Annotated in this window: 23 protein-coding genes and 1 other annotated feature; of the genes, 10 read left to right on the forward strand and 13 right to left on the reverse strand. The window is 48.8% G+C overall.

The window, feature by feature from the left end; all coding sequences use genetic code 11:
• Positions 1–280: 280 nt before the first annotated feature.
• Positions 281–640 carry a toprim domain-containing protein gene (locus FS806_RS01245; RefSeq protein ID WP_144932365.1) on the forward strand — a complete coding sequence of 120 codons (360 nt, stop codon included), beginning with the start codon at positions 281–283 and terminating at the stop codon, positions 638–640.
• On the opposite strand, the gene FS806_RS01250 is transcribed toward FS806_RS01245, so the two are convergent.
• The 3 genes from FS806_RS01250 to cyoE form a co-directional block, all read right to left on the reverse strand.
• On the reverse strand, positions 630–1,553 hold the full coding sequence (locus FS806_RS01250; protein ID WP_144932367.1) for an AEC family transporter: 924 nt from the start codon (positions 1,551–1,553) through the stop codon (positions 630–632). The genes FS806_RS01245 and FS806_RS01250 overlap by 11 nt on opposite strands.
• Positions 1,554–1,569: 16 nt before the next feature.
• Positions 1,570–2,184 carry an SCO family protein gene (locus FS806_RS01255; RefSeq protein ID WP_144932369.1) on the reverse strand — a complete coding sequence of 205 codons (615 nt, stop codon included), beginning with the start codon at positions 2,182–2,184 and terminating at the stop codon, positions 1,570–1,572.
• A gap of 66 nt (positions 2,185–2,250) precedes the next feature.
• The gene (cyoE, locus tag FS806_RS01260; protein WP_144932371.1) at positions 2,251–3,183 is read right to left on the reverse strand and encodes a heme o synthase; all 933 of its coding nucleotides are present in this window, start codon (positions 3,181–3,183) and stop codon (positions 2,251–2,253) included.
• 269 nt (positions 3,184–3,452) lie between these two features.
• Here cyoE and FS806_RS01265 point away from each other — a divergent pair, with 269 nt between their 5' ends.
• Positions 3,453–3,824: a cell wall hydrolase gene (locus FS806_RS01265; protein WP_186328153.1), complete on the forward strand. Its 372-nt coding sequence runs from the start codon at positions 3,453–3,455 to the stop codon at positions 3,822–3,824.
• Positions 3,825–3,932: 108 nt separating this feature from the next.
• Positions 3,933–4,430: a spore coat protein GerQ gene (gerQ, locus tag FS806_RS01270; protein ID WP_144932375.1), complete on the forward strand. Its 498-nt coding sequence runs from the start codon at positions 3,933–3,935 to the stop codon at positions 4,428–4,430.
• A 67-nt stretch (positions 4,431–4,497) separates the two neighbouring features.
• On the opposite strand, the gene FS806_RS01275 is transcribed toward gerQ, so the two are convergent.
• The 3 genes from FS806_RS01275 to FS806_RS01285 all read right to left on the reverse strand — a co-directional run bounded on the left by FS806_RS01275 (position 4,498) and on the right by FS806_RS01285 (position 8,876).
• Entirely contained in the window at positions 4,498–6,603 is a 2,106-nt protein-coding gene (locus FS806_RS01275) for an ABC transporter ATP-binding protein (protein ID WP_144932377.1), read from the reverse strand.
• Positions 6,600–8,420, reverse strand: a complete 1,821-nt coding sequence (locus FS806_RS01280; RefSeq protein ID WP_144932379.1) for an ABC transporter ATP-binding protein — start codon at positions 8,418–8,420, stop codon at positions 6,600–6,602. Before FS806_RS01280 ends, FS806_RS01275 begins: the two co-directional genes overlap by 4 nt.
• 114 nt (positions 8,421–8,534) lie before the next feature.
• A complete protein-coding gene (locus tag FS806_RS01285; RefSeq protein WP_144932381.1) occupies positions 8,535–8,876 on the reverse strand; it encodes a hypothetical protein in 342 nt (113 codons plus the stop codon).
• Positions 8,877–8,989: 113 nt separating this feature from the next.
• Between FS806_RS01285 and FS806_RS01290 the strand changes: the two genes are divergently transcribed.
• Positions 8,990–9,973 (forward strand): metal-dependent hydrolase, encoded by a 984-nt coding sequence (locus FS806_RS01290; RefSeq protein WP_144932383.1) that lies wholly within the window; start codon positions 8,990–8,992, stop codon positions 9,971–9,973.
• A 131-nt stretch (positions 9,974–10,104) separates the two neighbouring features.
• Here FS806_RS01290 and FS806_RS01295 read toward each other — a convergent pair whose 3' ends face one another.
• The 5 genes from FS806_RS01295 to FS806_RS01315 form a co-directional block, all read right to left on the reverse strand.
• Positions 10,105–10,791 carry a DUF624 domain-containing protein gene (locus FS806_RS01295; protein WP_144932385.1) on the reverse strand — a complete coding sequence of 229 codons (687 nt, stop codon included), beginning with the start codon at positions 10,789–10,791 and terminating at the stop codon, positions 10,105–10,107.
• Between the two features lie 31 nt (positions 10,792–10,822).
• The gene (locus FS806_RS01300; RefSeq protein ID WP_144932387.1) at positions 10,823–11,926 is read right to left on the reverse strand and encodes an ABC transporter ATP-binding protein; all 1,104 of its coding nucleotides are present in this window, start codon (positions 11,924–11,926) and stop codon (positions 10,823–10,825) included.
• A gap of 12 nt (positions 11,927–11,938) precedes the next feature.
• Positions 11,939–12,835 (reverse strand): carbohydrate ABC transporter permease, encoded by an 897-nt coding sequence (locus tag FS806_RS01305; protein ID WP_144932389.1) that lies wholly within the window; start codon positions 12,833–12,835, stop codon positions 11,939–11,941.
• An 11-nt stretch (positions 12,836–12,846) separates the two neighbouring features.
• Positions 12,847–13,764, reverse strand: a complete 918-nt coding sequence (locus tag FS806_RS01310) for a carbohydrate ABC transporter permease (protein WP_144932391.1) — start codon at positions 13,762–13,764, stop codon at positions 12,847–12,849.
• Positions 13,765–14,059: 295 nt separating this feature from the next.
• Positions 14,060–15,544 carry an ABC transporter substrate-binding protein gene (locus tag FS806_RS01315; RefSeq protein WP_222126567.1) on the reverse strand — a complete coding sequence of 495 codons (1,485 nt, stop codon included), beginning with the start codon at positions 15,542–15,544 and terminating at the stop codon, positions 14,060–14,062.
• Between the two features lie 519 nt (positions 15,545–16,063).
• On the opposite strand from FS806_RS01315, the gene FS806_RS01320 reads away from it, so the two are divergent.
• Positions 16,064–16,258, forward strand: coding sequence for a DUF5325 family protein (locus FS806_RS01320; protein WP_222126568.1), 195 nt, complete (start codon positions 16,064–16,066; stop codon positions 16,256–16,258).
• A gap of 15 nt (positions 16,259–16,273) precedes the next feature.
• On the opposite strand, the gene trpS is transcribed toward FS806_RS01320, so the two are convergent.
• Entirely contained in the window at positions 16,274–17,257 is a 984-nt protein-coding gene (gene trpS, locus FS806_RS01325) for a tryptophan--tRNA ligase (protein ID WP_144932396.1), read from the reverse strand.
• 99 nt (positions 17,258–17,356) lie between these two features.
• Positions 17,357–17,597 (reverse strand) — a binding site (T-box leader).
• A 182-nt stretch (positions 17,598–17,779) separates the two neighbouring features.
• On the opposite strand from trpS, the gene FS806_RS01330 reads away from it, so the two are divergent.
• On the forward strand, positions 17,780–18,733 hold the full coding sequence (locus tag FS806_RS01330; protein WP_144932398.1) for an aldose 1-epimerase: 954 nt from the start codon (positions 17,780–17,782) through the stop codon (positions 18,731–18,733).
• Positions 18,734–18,881: 148 nt separating this feature from the next.
• Entirely contained in the window at positions 18,882–19,109 is a 228-nt protein-coding gene (locus tag FS806_RS01335) for an alpha/beta-type small acid-soluble spore protein (RefSeq protein ID WP_144932400.1), read from the forward strand.
• A 66-nt stretch (positions 19,110–19,175) separates the two neighbouring features.
• Here FS806_RS01335 and FS806_RS01340 read toward each other — a convergent pair whose 3' ends face one another.
• The gene (locus tag FS806_RS01340) at positions 19,176–19,553 is read right to left on the reverse strand and encodes an O-methyltransferase (protein ID WP_144932541.1); all 378 of its coding nucleotides are present in this window, start codon (positions 19,551–19,553) and stop codon (positions 19,176–19,178) included.
• A gap of 257 nt (positions 19,554–19,810) precedes the next feature.
• Here FS806_RS01340 and FS806_RS01345 point away from each other — a divergent pair, with 257 nt between their 5' ends.
• The 3 genes from FS806_RS01345 to FS806_RS01355 all read left to right on the forward strand — a co-directional run bounded on the left by FS806_RS01345 (position 19,811) and on the right by FS806_RS01355 (position 21,447).
• On the forward strand, positions 19,811–20,002 hold the full coding sequence (locus tag FS806_RS01345; RefSeq protein ID WP_144932402.1) for a YycC family protein: 192 nt from the start codon (positions 19,811–19,813) through the stop codon (positions 20,000–20,002).
• Positions 19,999–20,238: a hypothetical protein gene (locus tag FS806_RS01350; RefSeq protein ID WP_144932404.1), complete on the forward strand. Its 240-nt coding sequence runs from the start codon at positions 19,999–20,001 to the stop codon at positions 20,236–20,238. The genes FS806_RS01345 and FS806_RS01350 overlap by 4 nt, the downstream gene beginning before the upstream one ends.
• Positions 20,239–20,430: 192 nt before the next feature.
• Positions 20,431–21,447: a GGDEF domain-containing protein gene (locus FS806_RS01355; protein ID WP_222126569.1), complete on the forward strand. Its 1,017-nt coding sequence runs from the start codon at positions 20,431–20,433 to the stop codon at positions 21,445–21,447.
• Positions 21,448–21,542: the final 95 nt, after the last annotated feature.

The following is a 21,542-nucleotide window of genomic DNA, read 5'->3' on the forward strand; positions in this document are numbered from 1 at the left end:
AGAGATTGCCCTTCCCGTTTACAAATATTAACTTTCTAATACCGGACAGTCATAAATTCAAACGATTCCGACGAAATATTCATTCCACAGTGCTGTCGGCATTCGCCCAAACTTATTGTGGTAAAATTGATTTAAAGCCGTCTCGAAGGCAAAAACCTTTTTTTAGAAACAGCTTCTTCTTGCCGACAAGAATTTTTCGATACACCGTCTTAACGCTGTAAGGGACTACAAGATTCTTACGCGCAATTATTCTCAATGGCATGAAGTCCAGGAGGTCCAAATGCACATAGCGATTATTGTAGAAGGCAAAAACGACCGCAGCCGTTTGAGGAGATTGCTCGATGAACAAGTCGGGATTTTCTGTTCCTACGGAACCCCGGGAACCGAGTCGCTGGCCCGGCTGAAGAAGAAAATCGGTGCAGTCCCCGTCTACATCTTTACGGACAATGACGCTTCCGGCAAGAAAATTCGGGCTCTGCTGTGCGATGCTTTCCCCGATGCGGAACAAATCTATACAAGAAGAGGCTATGCCGGGGTAGAAGGCACCCCTGAGGAATATTTGATCCAGCAATTGGAAAAGGCAGGCCTGGAAGAGTATATCATCTACCCTTCTTCGGCACTGCCTTCGATTACGGAATAAATTGCAGAAGATAGATCACAAGCGTAACGGTAAATATACTGAATACGGTTGACGAGAAAACAGCCTGGGAAGCAAACTCCGGCTCGTTATCGAATTCCACCGCAAGCAGCACACTGCTGAGCGACGTCGGGACAGCACAGGAGAGAACGAGGGCCTGCGCCATCATTCCCTTAATCCCCAGCATCCAAACTACCGCGAAGCCGAGAGCCGGAGCGACGAGCAGACGCAGCGTATTGGACAATACCACATCGGAGATCTTCAGCTTCCACTTCATGCTGCCCAATTGAACGCCCAGAGTCAGCAGCGCAGTGGCGATAAAGGCGTTGGCGACATAATTCAGCGGCTGGTACAGCGAATCCGGAATCGGGATCTCCAACCCTCTCATCAGAAACCCGAGGGGAATGACATAGATGACCGGAAGGGACAAAATTTTGCGAAGCGTGTCCCTCAAATCGCTTTTGTGCGCATTTACACTATAGATCCCGTAAGTATTGGGCAGCAGACTCTGCATCATCATGATAATAATCTGGATGGACAGCGTGAAAGCATCCCCGATAAAAACAAGCTGGTTCAGGGGAATGGCATAGTTCGCGCTGTTGTAAAAAATGACGCTGTTCCTCATGGCGCTTCTCATTTCGTTCTTGTACCGGCGAATTCGCATGACCAGCTCGACCAGCAAAAATAACAAAGCAATAAAAATAAAGAAAAAGAGCAGCACCTGAAGCAGGATGGTCAGCGAAATCTCGGATTCATACAGCATTTTAAAGATAACCGCCGGAGAAAACAGGTAAAAATTCAGCTTGGACAGCGTCTTGATATCCAGTTTAAAAATGATTTGCAAAAGAGCGCCGATCCCTATCAGTATGGAAAGCGGAATTATGTTATTAAGAAGAATATAGATAAAATACTCCATGAATTTCTCCGTTCAGCTATTCGTTGCTTAGGGCGATCATGTCATTGGCGATTCGCTCCGGCTTCAGATCATCATCCACCAAATAGAAGTGACGAAGATTGCCCTGTTTATCAATGAGAGCAAAGACGTTTGAATGCATGAAATTGCCGTTTTTATCCTTCTGCACCCCGACTTTATATTGGTAGGCCAAATCTTTCATAGCCTCCTCGCTATCCCCGCGCAGGAAGAACCAAGCCTCCGGATCCGGTTCATAATAGCTGGAATATTCCTGCAGCCTCTCCCTTGTATCCCTTTCGGGGTCGAAAGAGATCGAATAGAACGCCGTTTTCGTTCCGAATGCTTTCTTCTTCTGCAGAATTTCCTGTACCTGTGACAGCTTGAACGTCGTCGGAGGACATACGTCCGGACAGAAAGAGAAGAAGAAATAGACAATACGAACCTTGCCGTCCGTATCGTTCAAGGAGACCTGCCGGCCGTCTATATTTTCAAGAGTAAAGTCCGGAGCCTTCTCATTTAATGTAAATTTGGTAATTTCCGGTTTGTTCAATTGGCTGATAATTGCACCTACAATTACGGCCAGCAGCACTACTGTAACGAGCTTAAACCAATGCTTCGACAAAAATGCGCCCAAGTTTCTCTCCCCCTATATTTGTCGGGCCATAAAAAAGGAATCCCATGTTAACCATGGGATCTGACCTTACAGTGTAACTGTATCGATAACCATAATGATAAAGAGCAAGGTTAAATAATTGATCGAGAAGACGAAAACCTTCTTGGCCCATAACATTTCGTCCTTGGCCTTAAAACCTTGCATGCACATAAATACCCATATCAAGCCAAGCACCGCCGAGGCAATGAAATAAATGACTCCGACACTATTCGTGAAATAAAGCAGCATTGATGTCGGAACGAGCGGAACCACATATCTCATTATGCTAAGCTTCGTCTGGTACGTTCCTTTAACCGCGGGCAGCATCTGATATCCGGCTTCACGATAGTCCTCCACCCGGCGGATTCCCAGCGCCCAGAAGTGAGGCGGCTGCCAGAAGAACATGATCCCGAACAAAATAAGCGCGGTCATATCCAGCGTTTGGGCAACGGCTACATAGCCGATAACCGGCGGTACGGCTCCGAATAACGCTCCGACCGTTGTATTCCATACGGATGTCCGTTTCAACCAGGCGGTATAGACCCACACATAGCCGAACAATCCGAACAATCCCAGCAATGCGGCTAACGGATTAACGAGGAGCCCCAGCATACACAGTCCGGCAATGCCTAGAATAATCCCGTAAACAAGAACTGTCGATGGTTTCAGAACCCCCGAAGGCAGCGCTCTATTCTTGGTCCGGGCCATCTTGATATCCAGGTCGCGGTCCAAATAATTGTTCAGTGCGCATCCCGATGCCATGGTCAATACCGCTCCCAGGATCACGAAAATCATCAAAGCCCATTGGACATTGCCATGGGAAGCTACCCAGAACCCTCCGAACGTCGTGATCGTATTGGAAAACAATATTCCGGGTTTCGTAACTTCTAAGAAGTCCCTCCACGTTGCGGGCCGGACTTCAGGTTTATTGGTATCTTCCGTCGATTCTACCGTATTCGTATAACTTACCGGATTCTCCACAGCAGCGTCTACCCCTCCTACTTTTCTGCATCATTTCTAATAATAGCAATGTAACGTTCCAATTACAACGAATGAAACTCACATTTCAAAATATTGTCGTAAACTGATTTTTATCGGACGACTCACCAATTCGCCCATTCTTTTATAGACTGTAAATGAAAAGGCTCCTGCCCAACAGGCGGCCATTTGACATCCCGAATGGAAGGAAGTGAATCGTTGTGCCCGTCGTGCAATCTACTACCCAGCATACCAGGCTGTTGGCCCGGCTGATGAGAGCCGAAGCGGAAGGCGAGGGAGAGCTCGGCATGCTCATGGTAGGAAATGTCGGCGTTAACCGGGTATTGGCCAACTGCCTGGACTTCAGAAATATCCGCAACCTCGAAGAAATGGTCTTCCAAAGACCTGGAGGCTTCGAAGCGACGCTCAAAGGATATTTTTATCAGGCGGCCCGCTCACAAGATGTCCGGCTTGCAGAGAGAGTGATTAGAGGTGAGCGGTTCCATCCCGCATCCAATGCTTTATGGTTCTTCCGTCCGACGGGCGATTGTCCAGGGAGCTGGTACAATCAAGTCAACTCGGGGCGCTTTAAAAGCCACTGTTTCTTTATCCCGAGCTCACAGGATTGTCCGCAAGTGTACTAAGGAAAACCCTTCGGAACCGTTATCCTGTTCATTCACGCTTTAGGCGGCTTCCCGTTTAACGATTGGCAAGCCAAGCTCAAAGCGAATATTAAGGAGGAGAGAATCCGAATGACCTGTAATTCATTCCGCAACATGCAGCCCTACGCATATCCGAATGTAGTTCCCAAAACGACCGCGGCCCCCGGCTATCCGGCGGGAGCCGTAACTTCCCCGAGCTATCCACCGGGAGCCGTAACTTCCCCGAGCTATCCGCCGGGAACCGCTGCGGCTTCGCAAGGCGTTCCGCCGTCCATACCGTCCGGGATGGCCATCACACCGACCGGGGGTCCGGCTCCTGCGCTTCAGGAGCAATCTTACATTGAAAACATATTGAGATTGAATCTGGGCAAGATAGCGACCGTATACATGACCTTCGAAGGAAGCAATGAATGGAACTCTAAAGTATTCCGCGGAAGGCTGGAAGCTGCCGGACGGGATCATATTATTATCAGCGATCCGCAGACGGGACGGCGTTATATTCTGCTGATGATCTTCCTGAATTATATAACTTTCGATGAGCCACTTAATTATAACTACCCCTACACTCAGTTTCCCGTATCCCGTTAGAGCGGAATCCGGATGTCCCTGACGGCAGAACGTTTCCTGATGGAGCCCGAATTTAGGTCCGGCTGCTTCACCTGGCGGGCCGGACCTTGTGCTGCTCCTTGTACTGCAGCTCAAACAGGCGGTAGTAATAGCCTTTCTGTGCCAGGAGCTGATAATGATTGCCGATTTCCCTTACCTTGCCCTTATGCATGACGATAATCTGATCGGCATGCTGAATAGTGGACAAACGGTGGGCTACAATGACCGTTGTCCTGCCTTTCGAAATGGTATGCAGCGCATTCTGTACCACCAGCTCCGTCTCCGTATCGATATTGGAAGTGGCTTCGTCCAATATAAGAATCTGAGGCCGGAAGGCAATGGCTCTGGCGAAGGATAACAGCTGCCTCTGTCCGAGCGACAGGGTAATCCCCCTCTCCCCGAGCAAAGTGGAATATCCTTCGGGCAAGCTGGAGATGAAGGAGTCGAGATGGACCATGCGCGCAGCCTCGCGTACCTGTTCATCCGTCAATTGAGTGTTATTCAGGCGGATGTTGGAGGCTATGTCTCCCGTGAACAGGAAGACGTCCTGCTGAACTACGCTGATTCTGCGACGCAGATCGTCCAGCGGAATCTCCCGGATGTCCACTCCGTCCAGCTTGATGGACCCTTTCTGTATATCATAGAACCGATTAATCAGCTGGATGATGGAGCTCTTGCCCGCCCCTGTTGCTCCGACGAACGCGACGCTCTGCCCGGCTTCGATCTTGAAGCTGACATCCTTGAGCACCCATTCGCCTTCATTATAAGCAAACCAAACGTGGTCAAACTCGATTTCGCCCCTAATCTGTCTGGGCAGCGGCTTCGCCTGAGGAGAGTCGACGATGCCGGGTTTTTCGTCCAGCATTTCGAAGATCCGCTCGGCCCCGACCATTGCTGTCTGTATTTGATTGTATTTCTCCGCCAGGCTCATCAGCGGCTGGAAAAATTGCCGGATGTAATGCGTAAAGGCGTACACGACCCCAAACGTTATGCTGCCGTCAATGACATGAATTCCCCCATACCAAACCAGAAGCGCGATTGCGAAATTTCCGAGGAAGCCGATCGCCGGCTGGAAGATCGAATTGACCGTCGAGTTGAACATCCCTGCCCGGTAGTAATCCCGGTTGTGCCGATCAAATTGTTCCCACTGCCGTTTCTCGCGAATAAACAATTGAGTGATCCGCATTCCCGATAAATTTTCAGCAAGGAAGGAATTCAGCCGGGATAGAATCAACCTCGCCTTGCGCTGCCCTTTGCGGATAACCGACCGGTACCAGAACGTCAGGGCGGCCAGAACCGGCAGCACGGCGAAAGCCAGTAGAGATAGCTTGACGCTCATTTGCAGCATGATGACGATAATTCCGAGAACGACGATAACGTCCTTGACCAGATTGACGACCACCTGGGAATAAAGCTGGTTTAACGCTTCCGTATCCTGCGTGACCCGGACGACAATCCTTCCGGACGGGTTGCGGTCGAAGAAAGACATCGACATACGGCTTAAATGCTGGAACAGCTGCTGCCGGATATTAAAAATAATCGACTGCCCCGTATATTGCAGCAAATTTCCTTGAATATAAGTCAATATGGATCCCAGAGCCACCGTTCCCAGGAACAGAAGCCCTATCATTAGAAAGCCCTGATAATCATTCTGCCGGAACGCCTTCAGTTCTTCTTTGTCCAGACGCTCGGCGGAATAAGTGCCCTCCGAAGTGACTACATAGAAAGCCCCGTCCTGCTCGAGCCATTCCGCTTTGCTGCCTTGTTCCCCCAACCAGCCATCCACCAGCACGTCCTGTCCGCGGACCGTCATGATCTGCTTCTTGACAGCCCCATCGGGAATTTCTTCCGTTAGCTGCTCCGGGGACAGTCTGACATAGACATGGCCGTCACTCTCGATCGGCTTCCCGTAGCCTTGCAAATCGCCGGAATGTTCGGAGGATACGCTCAGCATCGGCTGATTAATGCCGTTGATGTGATCGTCAATCGTTATTTTTAATAAATACGGCCGGGCCAAATCGGCGACAACGATCAGAAAGGCAAGTACAATGCCGAGTAAAATCATTTTCCAATAGGGCCAAGCGTAGGACAACAGGCGGCGAAGCATCTGGGAATCCTTGACCCGGACAATTTCCTTCTCTTGATGAATGTTCATAACTGGGCATTCCCTCCCCTCTTGCCGCTTGGACGCAGTACCGGCTGACGAACAGGGAAGAAATCCCGGACCGCTTCTGCTTCTTCATCGAGCAATTGTTTATGGTACATATCCGCATAAATACCGTTGAGGCGGACTAATTGATCGTGAGTCCCCTGCTCTGCGATCCTCCCCTGATCCAATACGATGATCTGATCCGCAGCCTGCACAGAGGAGATCCGGTGTCCGATAATGATCGTAGTCCGATTGTTCATAACCGTATTCAGCCCCTCGAGGATGAGGTCCTCCGTTATCGTATCTACCGCAGACAAGCTGTCGTCGAAGATAAGGATGGAAGGCTTCTTGATAATCGCCCGCGCAATGCTGACACGCTGCCTTTGTCCGCCGGACAACGAAATGCCCCGCTCCCCGAGCGAAGTGTCGAACCGGTTGGGAAATTCGTTTATATTATCATAGACTTGGGCAATCTTGGCCGCTTCCTCCACCTCATCATCCGAGTACGGATGGGGATCGAAGCTGATGTTGTCGCGGATGGTGGAGGAGAACAGAAACTGATCCTGCGGTACGATTCCGATCTGTCCCCTTAACGTTTGGAGCGGAATTTCGTGAATTTCATGCCCATCTATAAAAATGGTTCCCTTGGGCGGATTAAACAGCCGGACAAGCAGATGAACCAGTGTGCTCTTCCCGCTGCCGACCCTTCCTACAATAGCCAGACTGCTGCCGCGGGGAACCTTCAGGCTGATGTTGCGCAGGGATGGCTCTTTGGAGCCCGGATAACGGAAGCTCAGATTGCGGATTTCAATATCGCCGCTCAGATGTTCAATCTCTTCCTTCGCCATCGCATCGTCCGCTACATCCGGCTTCGTATTTAAGATCGCCAGAAGCCGTTCCTCCGATGCCCTTCCTCTCTGCAGCTGATTGAACACCCGGCCCAGGTTTTCGATCGGTCCCATCAGCAGGGACAAGTAGCTGTTGAAGGCTACGAATTCACCCAGCGATATAGCCCCTCTCATCACAAGCATTCCCCCGAATACGACGGAAATCAGAAAGCTCACTCCGACGATGGCTGCGCTCAGCGAGTTGAACAAGGAATTCGAACGGACGAACCTGCGGTTCATCTTGACCGCATGCTCGTTATCCTTGGTGAACAGCTCCTGCTCCGCTTTCTCCTGTACGAACGCTTTCACAATGCGAATGCCGGACGTGAATTCCTGGACACGGCTTGTCAGCGTCCCCACCGCCTGCTGAACATCCGCGGATTGCTTCTGAATTCTTTTGTTGAAGCGATACGCAAGAAAGCTTAACAGAGGCAAGGGCAGCATGGTCAACAGGGTTAACCACACGTTAACCGTCGACATCATCGCTATCGTCGTAATCGTTATCAGAACGAGCGCTTCCATTGTATTAAAGACGCCCATCATCGTGACTTCGCGGATGACATTCACATCATTGATCGCATGAGACATCAGGTCGCCGACCCTCTGATTATTGAAGTATTGGGCGGAGAGCTTTCCCCAGTGGGAAAACAAATCGTTGCGCATCTTCATCTCCAGCGTCCGGCCCATGCGGAATAAATATATCCGCCCTACAGAGCGAAAAAAAGCGACCCCGAGCCCCGTCAAGGTCAAACCAACGGCAAAATAAATAATGTCATCACGCAGGAGCAGGTTTTGTTCCAAACGGTCCGTAAACTGCCCCAGCAATCTGGGAATAAACAATTGGATAAAACTGGATGCGGCAACAAGTATAAAACCTAGAACATAATACCATCGATTTTCAACAATATAAGCCCTAAATATTGATTTTCTCTCCATGGATTCCCCCTGCTCTGATTCACTACTGTCTAGTAAGATTACACCTTAACAGAGGAAGAAACCATGGATTTATATGCTCGAAAATATGGATTATTTGATCATCCTAAAGAGCGGTCACACTTTCACGAACCGCCAAATATGGATTCGTCCGGCACCGCCCTGAACATAATTCGCGACAGGATACCACCGGCGGAAGAACAGCCCGTTGGCCCCTTCCCGGTCGACCTCATCTTCTTGGGAATCCGAAGCCTCATCAGCCGCTTCGCCGGTTCTCGCTTCCTTCATGCAGAGGTAATCTTCCTCGCTCAGCCCCCTCCAGATTTCCACAAACAAACCCGGCTGGTCGGACCCTTCGTATAACTCCATCGGCGCTCCTTCCGCCAAGCTATGAATGAAAGGAAGGAAGTCCTCTCTTTTCTGTTCATCAATGCGATATTCGACAAAAATTATACCCATTTGTCCTCAGTCCTTCGATTTATTTTTCTTCCGAAAGTGATACAATAAGAATAAACTGACTTAAGTATATCAGGAAATGCAAATTTAACCTTAGATTCAGGAGGGATTCCTTTTTGGATACTGGCACGCATCTTGTCATCGGCTTAGGATTGGCTGGTTTGGCTCATTTGGATCCCGTTGTGGCTTCGGACTCGACCGTCGCTACGGCAGTTTTGATCGGTACGGTCTTAGGTTCTCAGGCCCCTGATTTTGACGGCCTGCTGCGAATGAAAGGCAATGCTGTGTATATTAAAAACCATCGCGGACTGTCCCATTCCCTGCCTGCGTTGATCCTATGGACGATTTTAATTACGGGCGGCCTGGCTCTCGCGTTTAAAGGTTTGCCTCTACTTCATGTAGGCCTATGGGTGCTGGGAGCGGTTTGTTTCCATGTCTTCACCGATCTGTTCAATACGTATGGAACCCAAGCCTTTCGGCCCTTTACGGAAAAATGGATTTCATGGAACATTATCCATATCTTCGACCCGTTTATTTTTATTTCCCATTTGATCGCTATTTTCCTGTGGGTCATCCGGGCGGCGGAGCCCCAATGGATCTTTCCGGTGCTGTATACCATCATGGCGGGATATTATATTTGGAGAACCGTCACCCATTATCGCTTGGAAAAAAGCCTACCACGCCGCGACCCCGATAGTGAAGAGAGAGATCAATACTATCTTATCCCGACGGTAAATCTATCGATTTGGAACGTTGTCAAAAGGAAAAGCGACGGCTCGTATCTCTTGGGTGAATTAAGAAACGATGAATTCCGCTGGCTGGACCAGGTCGCCCCGGATGACCATCCTGCTGTGGAAGCCTCCAAATCCCATCCAAGCATTGCAGCTTTCCTATACTTCTCCTCCTTCGCCATTGCCGAGGTCAAGCCGTACGAATGGGGATACGAGGTCCGCTGGGCGGATGTAAGGTACCGCCATCGCAAGCAGTATCCTTTCGTCGCCGTACTGCGCATGAATCTCAAATATGAGCCGATTGATTCTTACGTCGGCTGGGTCAGCGAATCCCGCTTGGAGAAAAAGCTGCGGATGGACCCCTTTTAATGTAATACAGCCCACAAGCCGGATTGGTTTGCGGGCTATTTTTATGGACATAATGAAGCGAAGTTCTCCAATTCTTCACTCGATCTATTAAACCGGCATGAGCGAGCCTGCGGTGAGAGGGAACCATCCCCTTATCTGCCTGCCGGGTTTTCCTTCAGATAACCAATAGTGCTTTTTCGGGGTTCGAGCATCAGATTTTGCGTCGCATTCAGAATAAATATCGACAGCATTCCGATATGAAGCAGGAAGAAGCCGACAATGGAAAGACTCAACAGAACGGTCACCGAAACCATTTGGACAAACAAGCCGATCGTATACCAGGGATGTGCCAGGAAATGCTTGATGGACCGGTTCATCGCCTGAAAACATCTCAAGTCCTCCATCACAAGCAGCGGGATGGTATAAACCTGCGAAGCGAGGAAAGTGGCGCATAAATAAGTCTGAAAAACACTGAACAGAAAAATGCCGTAACTGTTGTTTACATTTAAATAGTACCACCATTCCGAGACAGGGATAAGAACGGCCAGAACGAGAATGATCCCGATCAGGTAAGCTCTGCGGAAATATTTTATAAAGAAGCGGAAGAAATCGGCTATTCCTCCTTTGCCTCCGTTAATTACTTGATTCATGACCGCATAGACTGCCGCAGTGGCGGGTACCAGAGTCATCGCCAGGAACACAACGGCCCACGGAAGCGGAAAGAGAAAGACCGCCGGAAAGACGAACAAAGACCAGCCGATGCTGACACCAAGAACGGTAAAGATGTTCTGGAAGATTTGGTGCCCGGTCTTAATAATCAGTTTGCTGATCGACAGCATGATGCACTCCACCTCTCGTCGTTTGATAATGCTATTTAATTCGCTCCTGGGTTTGCGGATCGAATAGCTGCATTTTGTCCAGATTAAAGTACAGCTTGACCGGAGTAAGTCCTTTCACCTTGGCATCCGCGCTGACCCGGCTGGTCACCTGCTCGTCGCCGATATTAAAATAGAGCAGCAGCTCCGCGCCAAGATGCTCCACAACCTTTAAGGTCGGGCTGATGACATTCCTCTCCGGCTCGGTATTCAACAAGTGGACCGTAACAATATCTTCGGGCCGGATTCCAAAGACAACTTCCTTGCCATCATATCTGGAATATTTGGGCAGCAGGTGTCCGGGTACGGTGAAGGTATAACCGGCTGTATACAACTTATTTCCATCCAGGCGGGCTTTCACGAAGTTCATCGGAGGAGACCCGATGAATCCCGCCACGAACATGTTATTGGGCTGCTCGTACAATTCCTCGGGAACGGCGATCTGCTGAATCTCCCCTTCATTCATCACTACAATCCGTTCGCCCAGCGTCATGGCCTCCACCTGATCATGCGTGACGTAGATGACCGTGGCGCCCAGCCTTTTGTGCAGCTCGGACAGCTCCACGCGCATCTGGACTCTCAATTTGGCATCCAGATTGCTGAGCGGCTCGTCGAACAGAAACACGCTCGGATTGCGAACGATCGCCCGTCCTACGGCTATTCTCTGCTTCTGCCCTCCGCTCAGCTCGCGCGGCTTGCGGTCCAGCAAGTTTTCGATGCTCAATATGGCGGCCGCTTCCTTAATTTTTTCCTCAATGACCTTCTTGGGCGTCTTTAAATTTCTCAGCCCGAAGCCCAGATTTTCCCGAATGGTCATATGCGGATACAATGCGTAATCCTGGAACACCATGGCGATGTCCCGGTCTTTCGGATGGACCTTGTTCACCAGACGATTGCCGATATAGATATCCCCGGACGTTTGTCTCTCCAATCCGGCAACCATCCGCAAGGAAGTCGTCTTCCCGCATCCGGAGGGGCCAACAAATACGAGAAATTCCCGATCTTGAATGGTGAAATTGGCGTTGTTGACGGCTACAACCTTCCCCTTCTTCTCATCTTCAAATTCCTTGACTACGTTTACAAATTTGACTTCCGCCATCTGTCTCTCCCCCTATCCTTTGATCGCTCCGATAGTAATTCCGCGCAAGAAATATTTCTGCAGCGCAAGGAACACGATGATCATGGGCAGAGCGCTGAACACCGCCCCGGCCATCATGGCTCCATAATCCTGCAGATGCTCGAATCTGAAGCTGGTCAGGCCGACCTGCAGAGTCCGCATGCTGTTCGTGTTGGTAATGAGAAAGGGCCAGAAGAAGTTGTTCCAATGGCCAACGAAGGTGAAGATCCCGAGCACCGCCAAGCCGGGCTTGGAAATCGGCAGAATGATCTTCCAGAAAATACCGAATTCGCTGCAGGCATCGATTCGCCCCGCATCGATCAGCGAGCCCGGAAGAGAGCTCATGAACTGTTTCATCAGAAAGATGCTGCCGACGCTGACCATCCCCGGCACAATCAGCCCGACGTAGGTGTTGGCCAGCTCGAACGTGTTGACAACAAGAATATATAAAGGAATTAGCGTTACTTGACCGGGAATCATCATGGTGGACAAGAGGATCCAGAAAGCCCCGTTTCTGCCCGGAAAGCGCAGCTTGGCGAATGCATAGCCGGCCAGAGAAGCGAAGAATACGTTAATAATTGTGCTCAAGCCCGCCACGATAATGCTGTTGATAAACCAGCGCCCCAATCCGCCGACTTCAATAATTCGTTTGTATGCGTCCAAGGTCGGTTTCTTCGGAATAAGCTGGGGCGGGACAGCCGTTATGGCCGTGGTGTCCTTGAAAGAGGAGCTCAGCATCCACAGCAAAGGAACGAAAGTAAATACCGCCCACAAAGCCAGCAGCACGTAGATGACGGACAGAACGGCCAGCCGGACAAGCTTTCTTCTCTGATCTTTCCTCTCATCAAGCAGCAGTTGGTTTGGCGAATGTGTCGCCGGTTTGATCTCCATATCCGCCCCTCCTAATACTCAACGTCACTGGACATATATTTAAATTGCAGAACCGAGATCACTATGATCACTATGCCCAGGATGAAAGCTTCCGCCGCCGCCAAGCCGAACTGATAATACTCGAAAGCATGCTGATAGATTAAATAAGCTATCGTCGTTGTGGCGAAGTTAGGCCCCCCCTGTGTCATCACGTAGGTTGCTTCGAACACCTGGAAGGAACCGATCACGCCGGTAATCAGCATATAGAGAGTAGTCGGCTTCAGCAGCGGCCAGGTAATGTTTTTCATTTTGGACCACCAGCCAGCCGCGTCAATCTCCGCCGCTTCGTACAGCGATCTCGGGATTCCCCCCATTGCCGCCAGATAGAGAATGACCCCGCCGCCATGACCGCCTATATAAGTCATCAGCATGAGGGAAAACAAGGCCGAATCGGAGCTGGCCAGCCACATTTGCTGTCCGATTCCGAACCAGCTCAATATGATGTTCATAAGTCCAGACCGGGTGGGGTCGAACATCCACAGCCAAATTAACGACATCGTGATCCCCGAGGTAACCGCCGGTAAATAAAATGATGCCTTGAAAAAAGTCTGTGAGCGTTTGTTAAGCGGAAAGATCATCAAGGAAAGGAAAAAGGATATCAATATATTGACGGGCACCGTGCCCAGCGTATAGATCGTTGTGTTGCCCATCGCCTTCCAGAAGATATCGTTATTCAGCAAATATTTATAATTATCCAGGCCTATGAAGGTCGATTGCATGACTCCATATTCCTGAAAGCTCATGACAAAAGCCGTAATCAGAGGATAAACCGTAAATACCAGGAACAACAGGAACGGAAGGGCTATGAAAACATAGCACCAACCGTAATCTTTAATAAATTGTTTAATGTTATCCCATCTGTCATTCGTCGTTTGCGCTGCAACGGTCATAGGTTCAACTCCTTTGGTCTGATCCGTCTGCCCATTCTTCTCCCGCCCAATCGGGTGATGCGAAAAGCTTCTAATTTGGTAAGAAAAGCTGCCATTGAAGCGCTTTCGGAGATGTCGTCGGGTCCTTTCTTATCATTAGCTATTCATAGGGCAAGGATAAACGGCTATCGCCGTCCTTTGGACAGGAGCGTTTACCGATGAAATATAAGAGCAGGTATAAGGTGAAACTTATGCTTTCTTTATTTTTAAAAAGGGAAGCCTTCCCGCCGCAGGGCGGGAAGAACTTCACTCGAAATTACTTCAATATGCCTTCCGCAACCTTGGTCCACTGCTGAACGGTCTCTTCCGCCGTCAATTCTCCGGCCAGGAAGCCCTGGAACTTCGGACGAATGCCGTCGTTCAGAATTTGCGATTGTTTCTGCGCCAGATCAGGCTCAAGCTTGGCTCCGGGCACGACATACCCGAGGGTACGCTGAATAAATTTTCCGTTGTCTGTATTTAGCTGCAGCAAATCCGCAAACATCTCCTGTCCGGATTTGCGGGCCGGCGGGATGAACAGGGTGGCGGCCGTAACGCTCGATTTCGTTCCTGTAATATGCTTCAACACCTTGGCAGCGTTCTCCGTATGCTTGTCCCCTTTATAATTTTTTTGCTTGAACAGCCACATTCCGCCCCCGCCCCCGGTGGCGACCTCCTTCTCACCTTCATTGTGAGGGAAGGGCAGCAGGACAAAGTCGATTTTCTCCCCCTCGATCTTTCCGGCCTCGATCTCTTTATTCCGGTTGTCGTTGAAGCGGACTTGATAGGGACCCGTTCTGCCATAAATCCCTACTTCCCCGGCATTGAACATATCGCCTACCTTCTGAGCATCGATTCCGGCCGTTTCCTTGGGCATGACGCCTTCGTCCATCATTTTCTTCAGGAAATTCAGAGTCTCAACCGCTTTATCGCCGTTCCACATAAACTTTCCGTCCTCGGTCACCGATTTGATGACCCCGTTATTCCGCATTAAATGGGTGAGCGTTTCTTCATTTTTGCCCTGGGTGGCAAATCCGTATATTTTTTTGCCGTTCTCCTCTTTGGAGATCTTCTTGGCAATATCGTAAAATTCTTGCCAAGTCCACCCCTCCTTTTGAATTTTGGCGATATCCGCGCCTGCTTCCTCCATCATTTTCCGGTTGCCGCCCCAAGTATGGATCGAAATCCATTGCGAGATGGCCCACAGCTTGCCGTCGATGCTGAAGTTGTCAATCGCGAACTGCTCCAGATCGGCAAAATCGGCATCGTCCAAGTAATCATCCAGCGGAACGGCCAATCCCGTCTTGATAAATTTAGGCTGCATGACCGAGAAGAAGATGTCGGGAGGATTTCCGGAGTTCAGGGCAATATCGAATTTCTTGTCCCCCTCCTCCCACGAAAGGATTTCATACTTCACCTTAATATCCGGATTCTCGGCTTCGACCTCCGCGATCAATTCCTGCAGATGCTGCTCGTAGCTTTTTTGCCCGGTCTCCGCATTTTCCCGATAGTGAGGGAAAGTCCATACGGTAATTACATCCTTACCGGATTCGGAGCCTCCGGCTCCTTTGCCGCTGCATCCCGCAGCCGTGGCTGCCAAACAGAAGATGATCGCTAACAGAATCCATTTTCTCATCTTTATTACCCCTCTCCAGATTAATTTGATTCCTTCCGCAGCTTGTCCATTACGCTTGATTTCCTGTCCAGCCAGTCGGATGATCGCCCCCTTTAGCGTCATTTGATCGATGGCTTCCTTCCGCACGGTGGTAAATTTGATCGGTCGCTAATCCAAATAAGTTCTGGATATATTTCGTTCTTAATTTTTGATTTAATTGTAAGAACAGCAAATATAAGGAAGTATATGAGACCAAAAACTCCCCGTTTAATCAAGAGGTTGAAAAAATAAACATATACAGGTTGTATCCGGTTGCGGTCCCTCCTTCGATTGCTTAATCTCGAAATTATGCTGGTTTGTTTTTATGCCGAGAACGTTTGAAGTGTTGGTAAATCTTTAAGGAGTAAAGCGAAGAGATTATATGCTAAATCTGGGGTGGAGTAAAACTAAAGCGGTTTCAAAAATTATCCATGAATATATTATACATAAACAAAACAAAATTACAAACGATTTTTCTTAATCCTGAAACTTTATTACTATATTTTTATATTAAGCTTTATTATTTTGGAAAATATCCTACGGGCAGGTTTTACGGAAGCATCAACAAGGGTCTTTTGAAAAAAACGAACTTGTATTATGATGTAGAAGGGATTTTCATGAGGAGGAATGTTCGCAATGCAACGGCTGCCCGCCTTTATTTTCGCATTAATCAGCGTTATGCTGCTGGTCGGCATCAGCATCTCCATCAGCCTGCACCGGCCATGGCTTGTCCTGCTGCTGTCCATCGCATCCATTTCGTTCATCGGACTCGGCTTCGTTCTCAAAGCAAAAGCCCGCAAACGCGGGCAAGGAAACAGATAATTTTATTAAAATTTTCTAGGGTAACAAGAAGCCCATCTTCCGTTTAGCTTCCTGCACTGTGGAATTGGCCACTTCCGCCGCTTCCCGGGCACCCTTCCGCAAGATGTCATGAATGGCTCCGGAGCTTCGGATTTCTTGATATTTGTGCTGAAGCGGCTCCAGGGTGGCTACAACCTGCTCGGCCAAATCTTTCTTGAAGCTGCCATAGCCCTGACCTTCGTATTTCTCCTCAATTTGCTCAAGCGTCATGTCGGAGCAATGGGAATAAATCGTCATAAGATTGCTGACCTCCGGCTTGTTCACCGGATCAAATTTCACTTCCCTCCCGGAATCCGTGACCGCCCGGCTTATCTTTTTGCGAATGACATCCGGAGGATCCAGCAGAGCAATATAGCTTCCCGGGTTAGGATTGCTCTTGCTCATTTTCTTGGAAGCATCGTCCAGTGACATAATTCTGGCTCCCACCTTAGGCATATACGGCTCAGGAATACGGAAAGTTTCCCCATACCGCTGGTTGAACCGCTGGGCCAGATCGCGGGTCAGCTCCAGATGCTGCTTCTGATCGTCTCCGACCGGCACCAGATCGGCATTGTACAGCAAAATATCCGCGGCCATCAATGCGGGATATACAAACAGTCCGGCACCGACTGATTCTTTGCCTTCGGACTTGTCTTTAAACTGGGTCATTCGCTCCAATTCCCCCATGTACGACAGGGTCGTCATCATCCAGCCCAGCTCGGCATGGGCCGAAACATGGGATTGTAGGAATATGCTCGCTTTATCCGGATCAATCCCCGCCGCTATGAACAAGGCTGCTACCGATTCCGTCTGTTCCTTTAAAGCTTCCGGTGCTTGCGGCACCGTAATGGCGTGTAAATCAACCACCATGAAATAGCATTGATGGCTGTGTTGAAGCTCGACAAAATTTTTCATCGCCCCGATATAATTTCCGAGAGTGAGCTGTCCGCTCGGCTGAATACCCGATAGTACTTTCTTCATTATCATTTCCTCCCTTGCATTCTGTGAATCGTGTTATCAAACGGTGACGTATGATCTCCGATACGTATTGCCCCGGAAAATTAAAAAAGCCTCTCGCCCGCAAGGGACGAAAGACCGTGGTACCACCCTAATTCGCTCAGCGGCTGCTGCCGGCTAAGCCTTGGACTCCTGTAACGTGGAGCTTACGTTCCGCCTACTGCAGATGGTCAGTCCGATGTTGGCCATCCGGTTCGGCTTCATGCTCAAGGACCCATTCAATCGGCAAGCCCCGCCGGTTCGCACCCTCCACCGGCTCTCTTGAGAGACCTGTCCGTCTACTCTTTCCTGTCATAGCATCGTTATGAAACTTTCACAGCAAATTAGAATTTATGGTTATTTATTATACATGGGGATCAGGTTTTGTCAAACGCCCTGTCCATTTTCCCAGATTGGCAGTCCCTATATCCTCTGCTACAATGGAATTAATTACTTACTACAAGCCGTATGACAGCGATTTTAATAACAAAGGAGCCCGATGACTAAATGATCAAGCAGGAACAATGGCATGGAACCGATCTGTATATTCTTGAGAATGAGGAGCTGTCTCTTTCTCTCTGTCCCTCCGTCGGCAACAATGTGATCCGGATATATGATAAAGCAGCCTCCCGCGAAGTGCTGCGGGCACCGGACAGCCTGGATACCCTTCTGGGAAGACCGGTTCATTACGGAACACCGGTGCTTATTCCTCCCAACCGGATTCGCGGAGGTTATTTCAAGGTAGGCGATCAAGAATATCAACTAGACAAAAATGAGAAGAACAATACCGGAAATCACATTCACGGCTTTGCGGTCGGACGGCCTTGGCAAGTAACCGGTTATGAGGAAAACGGAGATACGATCTCGATTACATCGGTCTTCTCGACGTCCGACTTCCCAGAATTGATGAAGCAATATCCGCACGAGCTCACTATTGAAATGACATATGAGCTGAAAGGCTCCTCCCTGCTGCAGAAAGTCAAGGTCCATAACGGCAGCCGCAAGCCGGCACCATTCGGTTACGGACTGCATACCTGGTTCATGCTTGATAACGAACCCGAGAAATGGAAGCTTCGTCTGCCGGTAACCGGAGCCTGGGAGCTTGGCCCGGATACGATGCCAACAGGAAGAATTCTTCCTTTGAACGAAATGGAGGGTCTGCCCGACGGCATCACTCTCGAAGGGGTCGATCTCGATAATGTTTTCCAGATCGGCCATCACCAGCCCTTGGCCGTTCTCTCCCGGGATGGCTATGAAATTCGCTATGTCCCTTCCGAAGAGTTCAAACAATGGGTGATCTATACGATGGGAACGGCCCGGAATTATATCTGTCTAGAACCTTATACTTGGGTGACTAATGCTCCCAACCTCGATATGGATCCCGAGGTGACCGGATTCCGTACTATCGCACCGGGAGATAGCTTCACATTCAATGTCCTGCTGGAAATTAATCGCCAATAGCTGCAGCATAACCGGCCTTGTCGAAGGGCCGGTTTTTGCATGTTTCTCGAACATATCCGCTTCATATCTTCTGGTGCAAATTCCCAGTTTATGTTCTGAGTAGAATTTGATATTTCGTTTATACTACCTATTACTGGAGGTGATACACATGGCACAAGGACAAAGTCGTTCCAGCAACCAACTAGTTGTACCTCAAGCAAACGCGGCTCTTGACCAACTTAAATACGAAGTGGCTCAAGAACTGGGTATCCAAATTCCTCAAGACGGCTACATGGGTTATATGGCTACTCGTGACACAGGTGCAATCGGGGGTCATATTACTCGCCGCCTGGTTCAAATCGCTGAGCAGCAACTGGCTGGACAATTCAGCAGATAAGAATCAGATTGAATCATTTCGCAAATTACAAAAAGGTGACTGTGCAAACAGTCACCTTTTCCAATTCTAATATATTTCTTTAATATTTCTTGAATCCCTTTTCATAACCAAATTCGCCATATTATAATTGGATTCGAACTGTACACTGGCATGCAGAGTTCCCTTTATAAGTGCAAATTCAAATAAAATTTCTCCATGAGTCCAATGCTTCTTATGACGCAAAGATTCAACTGCCATATCTTTGAACATCTTCAAGTGGGATTCGGACAATCCTCTCCCTACCGGTTGGAGCATACCGGATTTACTCTCTATCGGAAAGTGCTTGATTCCAAACTTGCCAATCGTGTTATTTCTAATTTGGACGAAGACGATTCCTGAAGACAAGGATAGAATTTCTTCCCGAATTTCCCGAAATACAAGCTCTATCTGCTTGCTTAATGGCATGTAGTTAAAATTCAATGAAACTCCTCCTTTCGCAAATTATGGGTGAACTGGTTAATAAATGGGTCTTACGACTCATTATACTGCGACTTTTTACTTAATTCAACAAAACTTTCTATTTAATTACAAAAATTGTATACTATATACAAATTTTTGTAGACTTTCGGCAGGTTGTGCAAAGTGAATCCGTTTGCTTATAACGGCCTGCACGGCATATAATGATTAGCAATACAGAAAAAAGGACAGAGGCAGGCGAAAATATGAAACCATTACAAATATCGGCCGAAACAGCCCAGAAGCTGGCTGCCAAGCTAAATGTTCCCCTGGAGCATCTGATGCATATGCCTCAACACATTCTGATGCAGAAGCTCGCGGAATTAGCTCGCCAGGAAGCCCGGTCTGAAACTAGCCCCGATCCAGACAACGGAGCCGGGAAGGGGTCGGAAGAATGATTCCCTTCGAGAATACTTGGCCGTATGAGACTATTAATAAAGACACTTATGTAAATGAATGCCCGTTTTGCGATGCACGGAATGTACTTATTCCGTTGACGGCCAAGGATTTTCAATCCATTCGTTCCGGCGCCAAGAAGCTTCTGGTGTTTCCATGCTGCTACAACAAAATTACCCTCATCGATGCAGATTCCGACTATTTGCTGGCTGACCGGCCGCTGCGCAAACGCCACTAATCAAAAAATAGGACCTTTTTACTATGAAATGGCAGGATTTTTCCATTATGAGTAGAACATATACTCCTTAGGTTCTGTTTTTCCATCCGATAGGATGAATATTTTAGTAAACGAGTGGTTTCCTTGAGTGGCTTTCTCTTCCTACTGACCAATGCATGCACTTTGTTAACCCTATGCTATGCTGCAATTAAATTGCAGAACAAGCTTGGGGCATTTGAGCGAATTGCCGCTCCTCTGATGGCTGGAACGGCTTCCATTCTTCTTATTCTCCAGCCGCTCCCCTTCGGGGAAATCGATTTTGATCTGCGGGCGCTGCCTCTCATCTTGACGGGTCTTCGTTACGGATATCCGATCTCGATGTTGTCCGCCATTCCCCCCTTAACCTACTCCTACCTGATGGTGGGGGGATCATACGAGGCAATTGCCACGCTGCGGGATATTATTATTCCGTGTGTTATCAGTTCCTTTATGTACAGCTCTGAACAAAGCGGGCATTCTATTATTTCCCTGCACCGCAGCTGGCAAATGTCCGCTATCCTATTTGCGGCCCATTGGATGACCGGATGGTACATCAGTCATTCGCTGACCCTTCCCCTCCATTCGGCTATCTCGGTGGCGGCTATCTCCGGTTTATTTCTAGCTGTCCTTATCATGATGAGTAATGAAGAGAACAGGACGTGGTTAATGCAAAGATCCCTGCAGTTGAAGGCTAACCAGGATAATCTTACCGGCCTGCCTAATCTGCGCAGCTTCATGGAAATCGCCGAAAGAACCGTTCAGAAGCATCCTGCTGCCATTCTGATGGTTGATATCGATAACTTCAAGGAGTTTAACGACCGATGGGGACATCCGGAGGGGGACCGACTTCTTCGCGAGGTAGGACAAAGACTCATGCAGCAGATTGGTGACCGAGATTATATCGCCCGTTATGGGGGAGAAGAATTTATTATATTGTCGCCCACCAACGACCTTGCTTATTTATCGGGATTATCCCGTAAATTATGCGACGAAATCTCCCGCCTGTCCTTGGACTATCCGATCACCGCTGAAGAAATTACGATTTCCGTCGGATTGTCCACAACGACGGATAAGAATGAAGGCTTGACCCAGTTGATCATCGAAGCGGACGAAGCTTTGTATGAATCCAAGCATTCCGGGAAAAACCGGTTTACATTACACCGCAAATTATCATCCTGGTCACTTGATTAGATAAGAAGGTTAATTAACAAGGATAAACGGCTATCGCCGTCCTTAGGACAGGCGCGTTTACCGATGAAATATAAGAACAGGTATAAGGTGAAAAC

The sequence above is a fragment of the Paenibacillus sp. 32O-W genome (genome assembly GCF_007679495.1).
Lineage (GTDB): Bacteria > Bacillota > Bacilli > Paenibacillales > NBRC-103111 > Paenibacillus_L > Paenibacillus_L residui.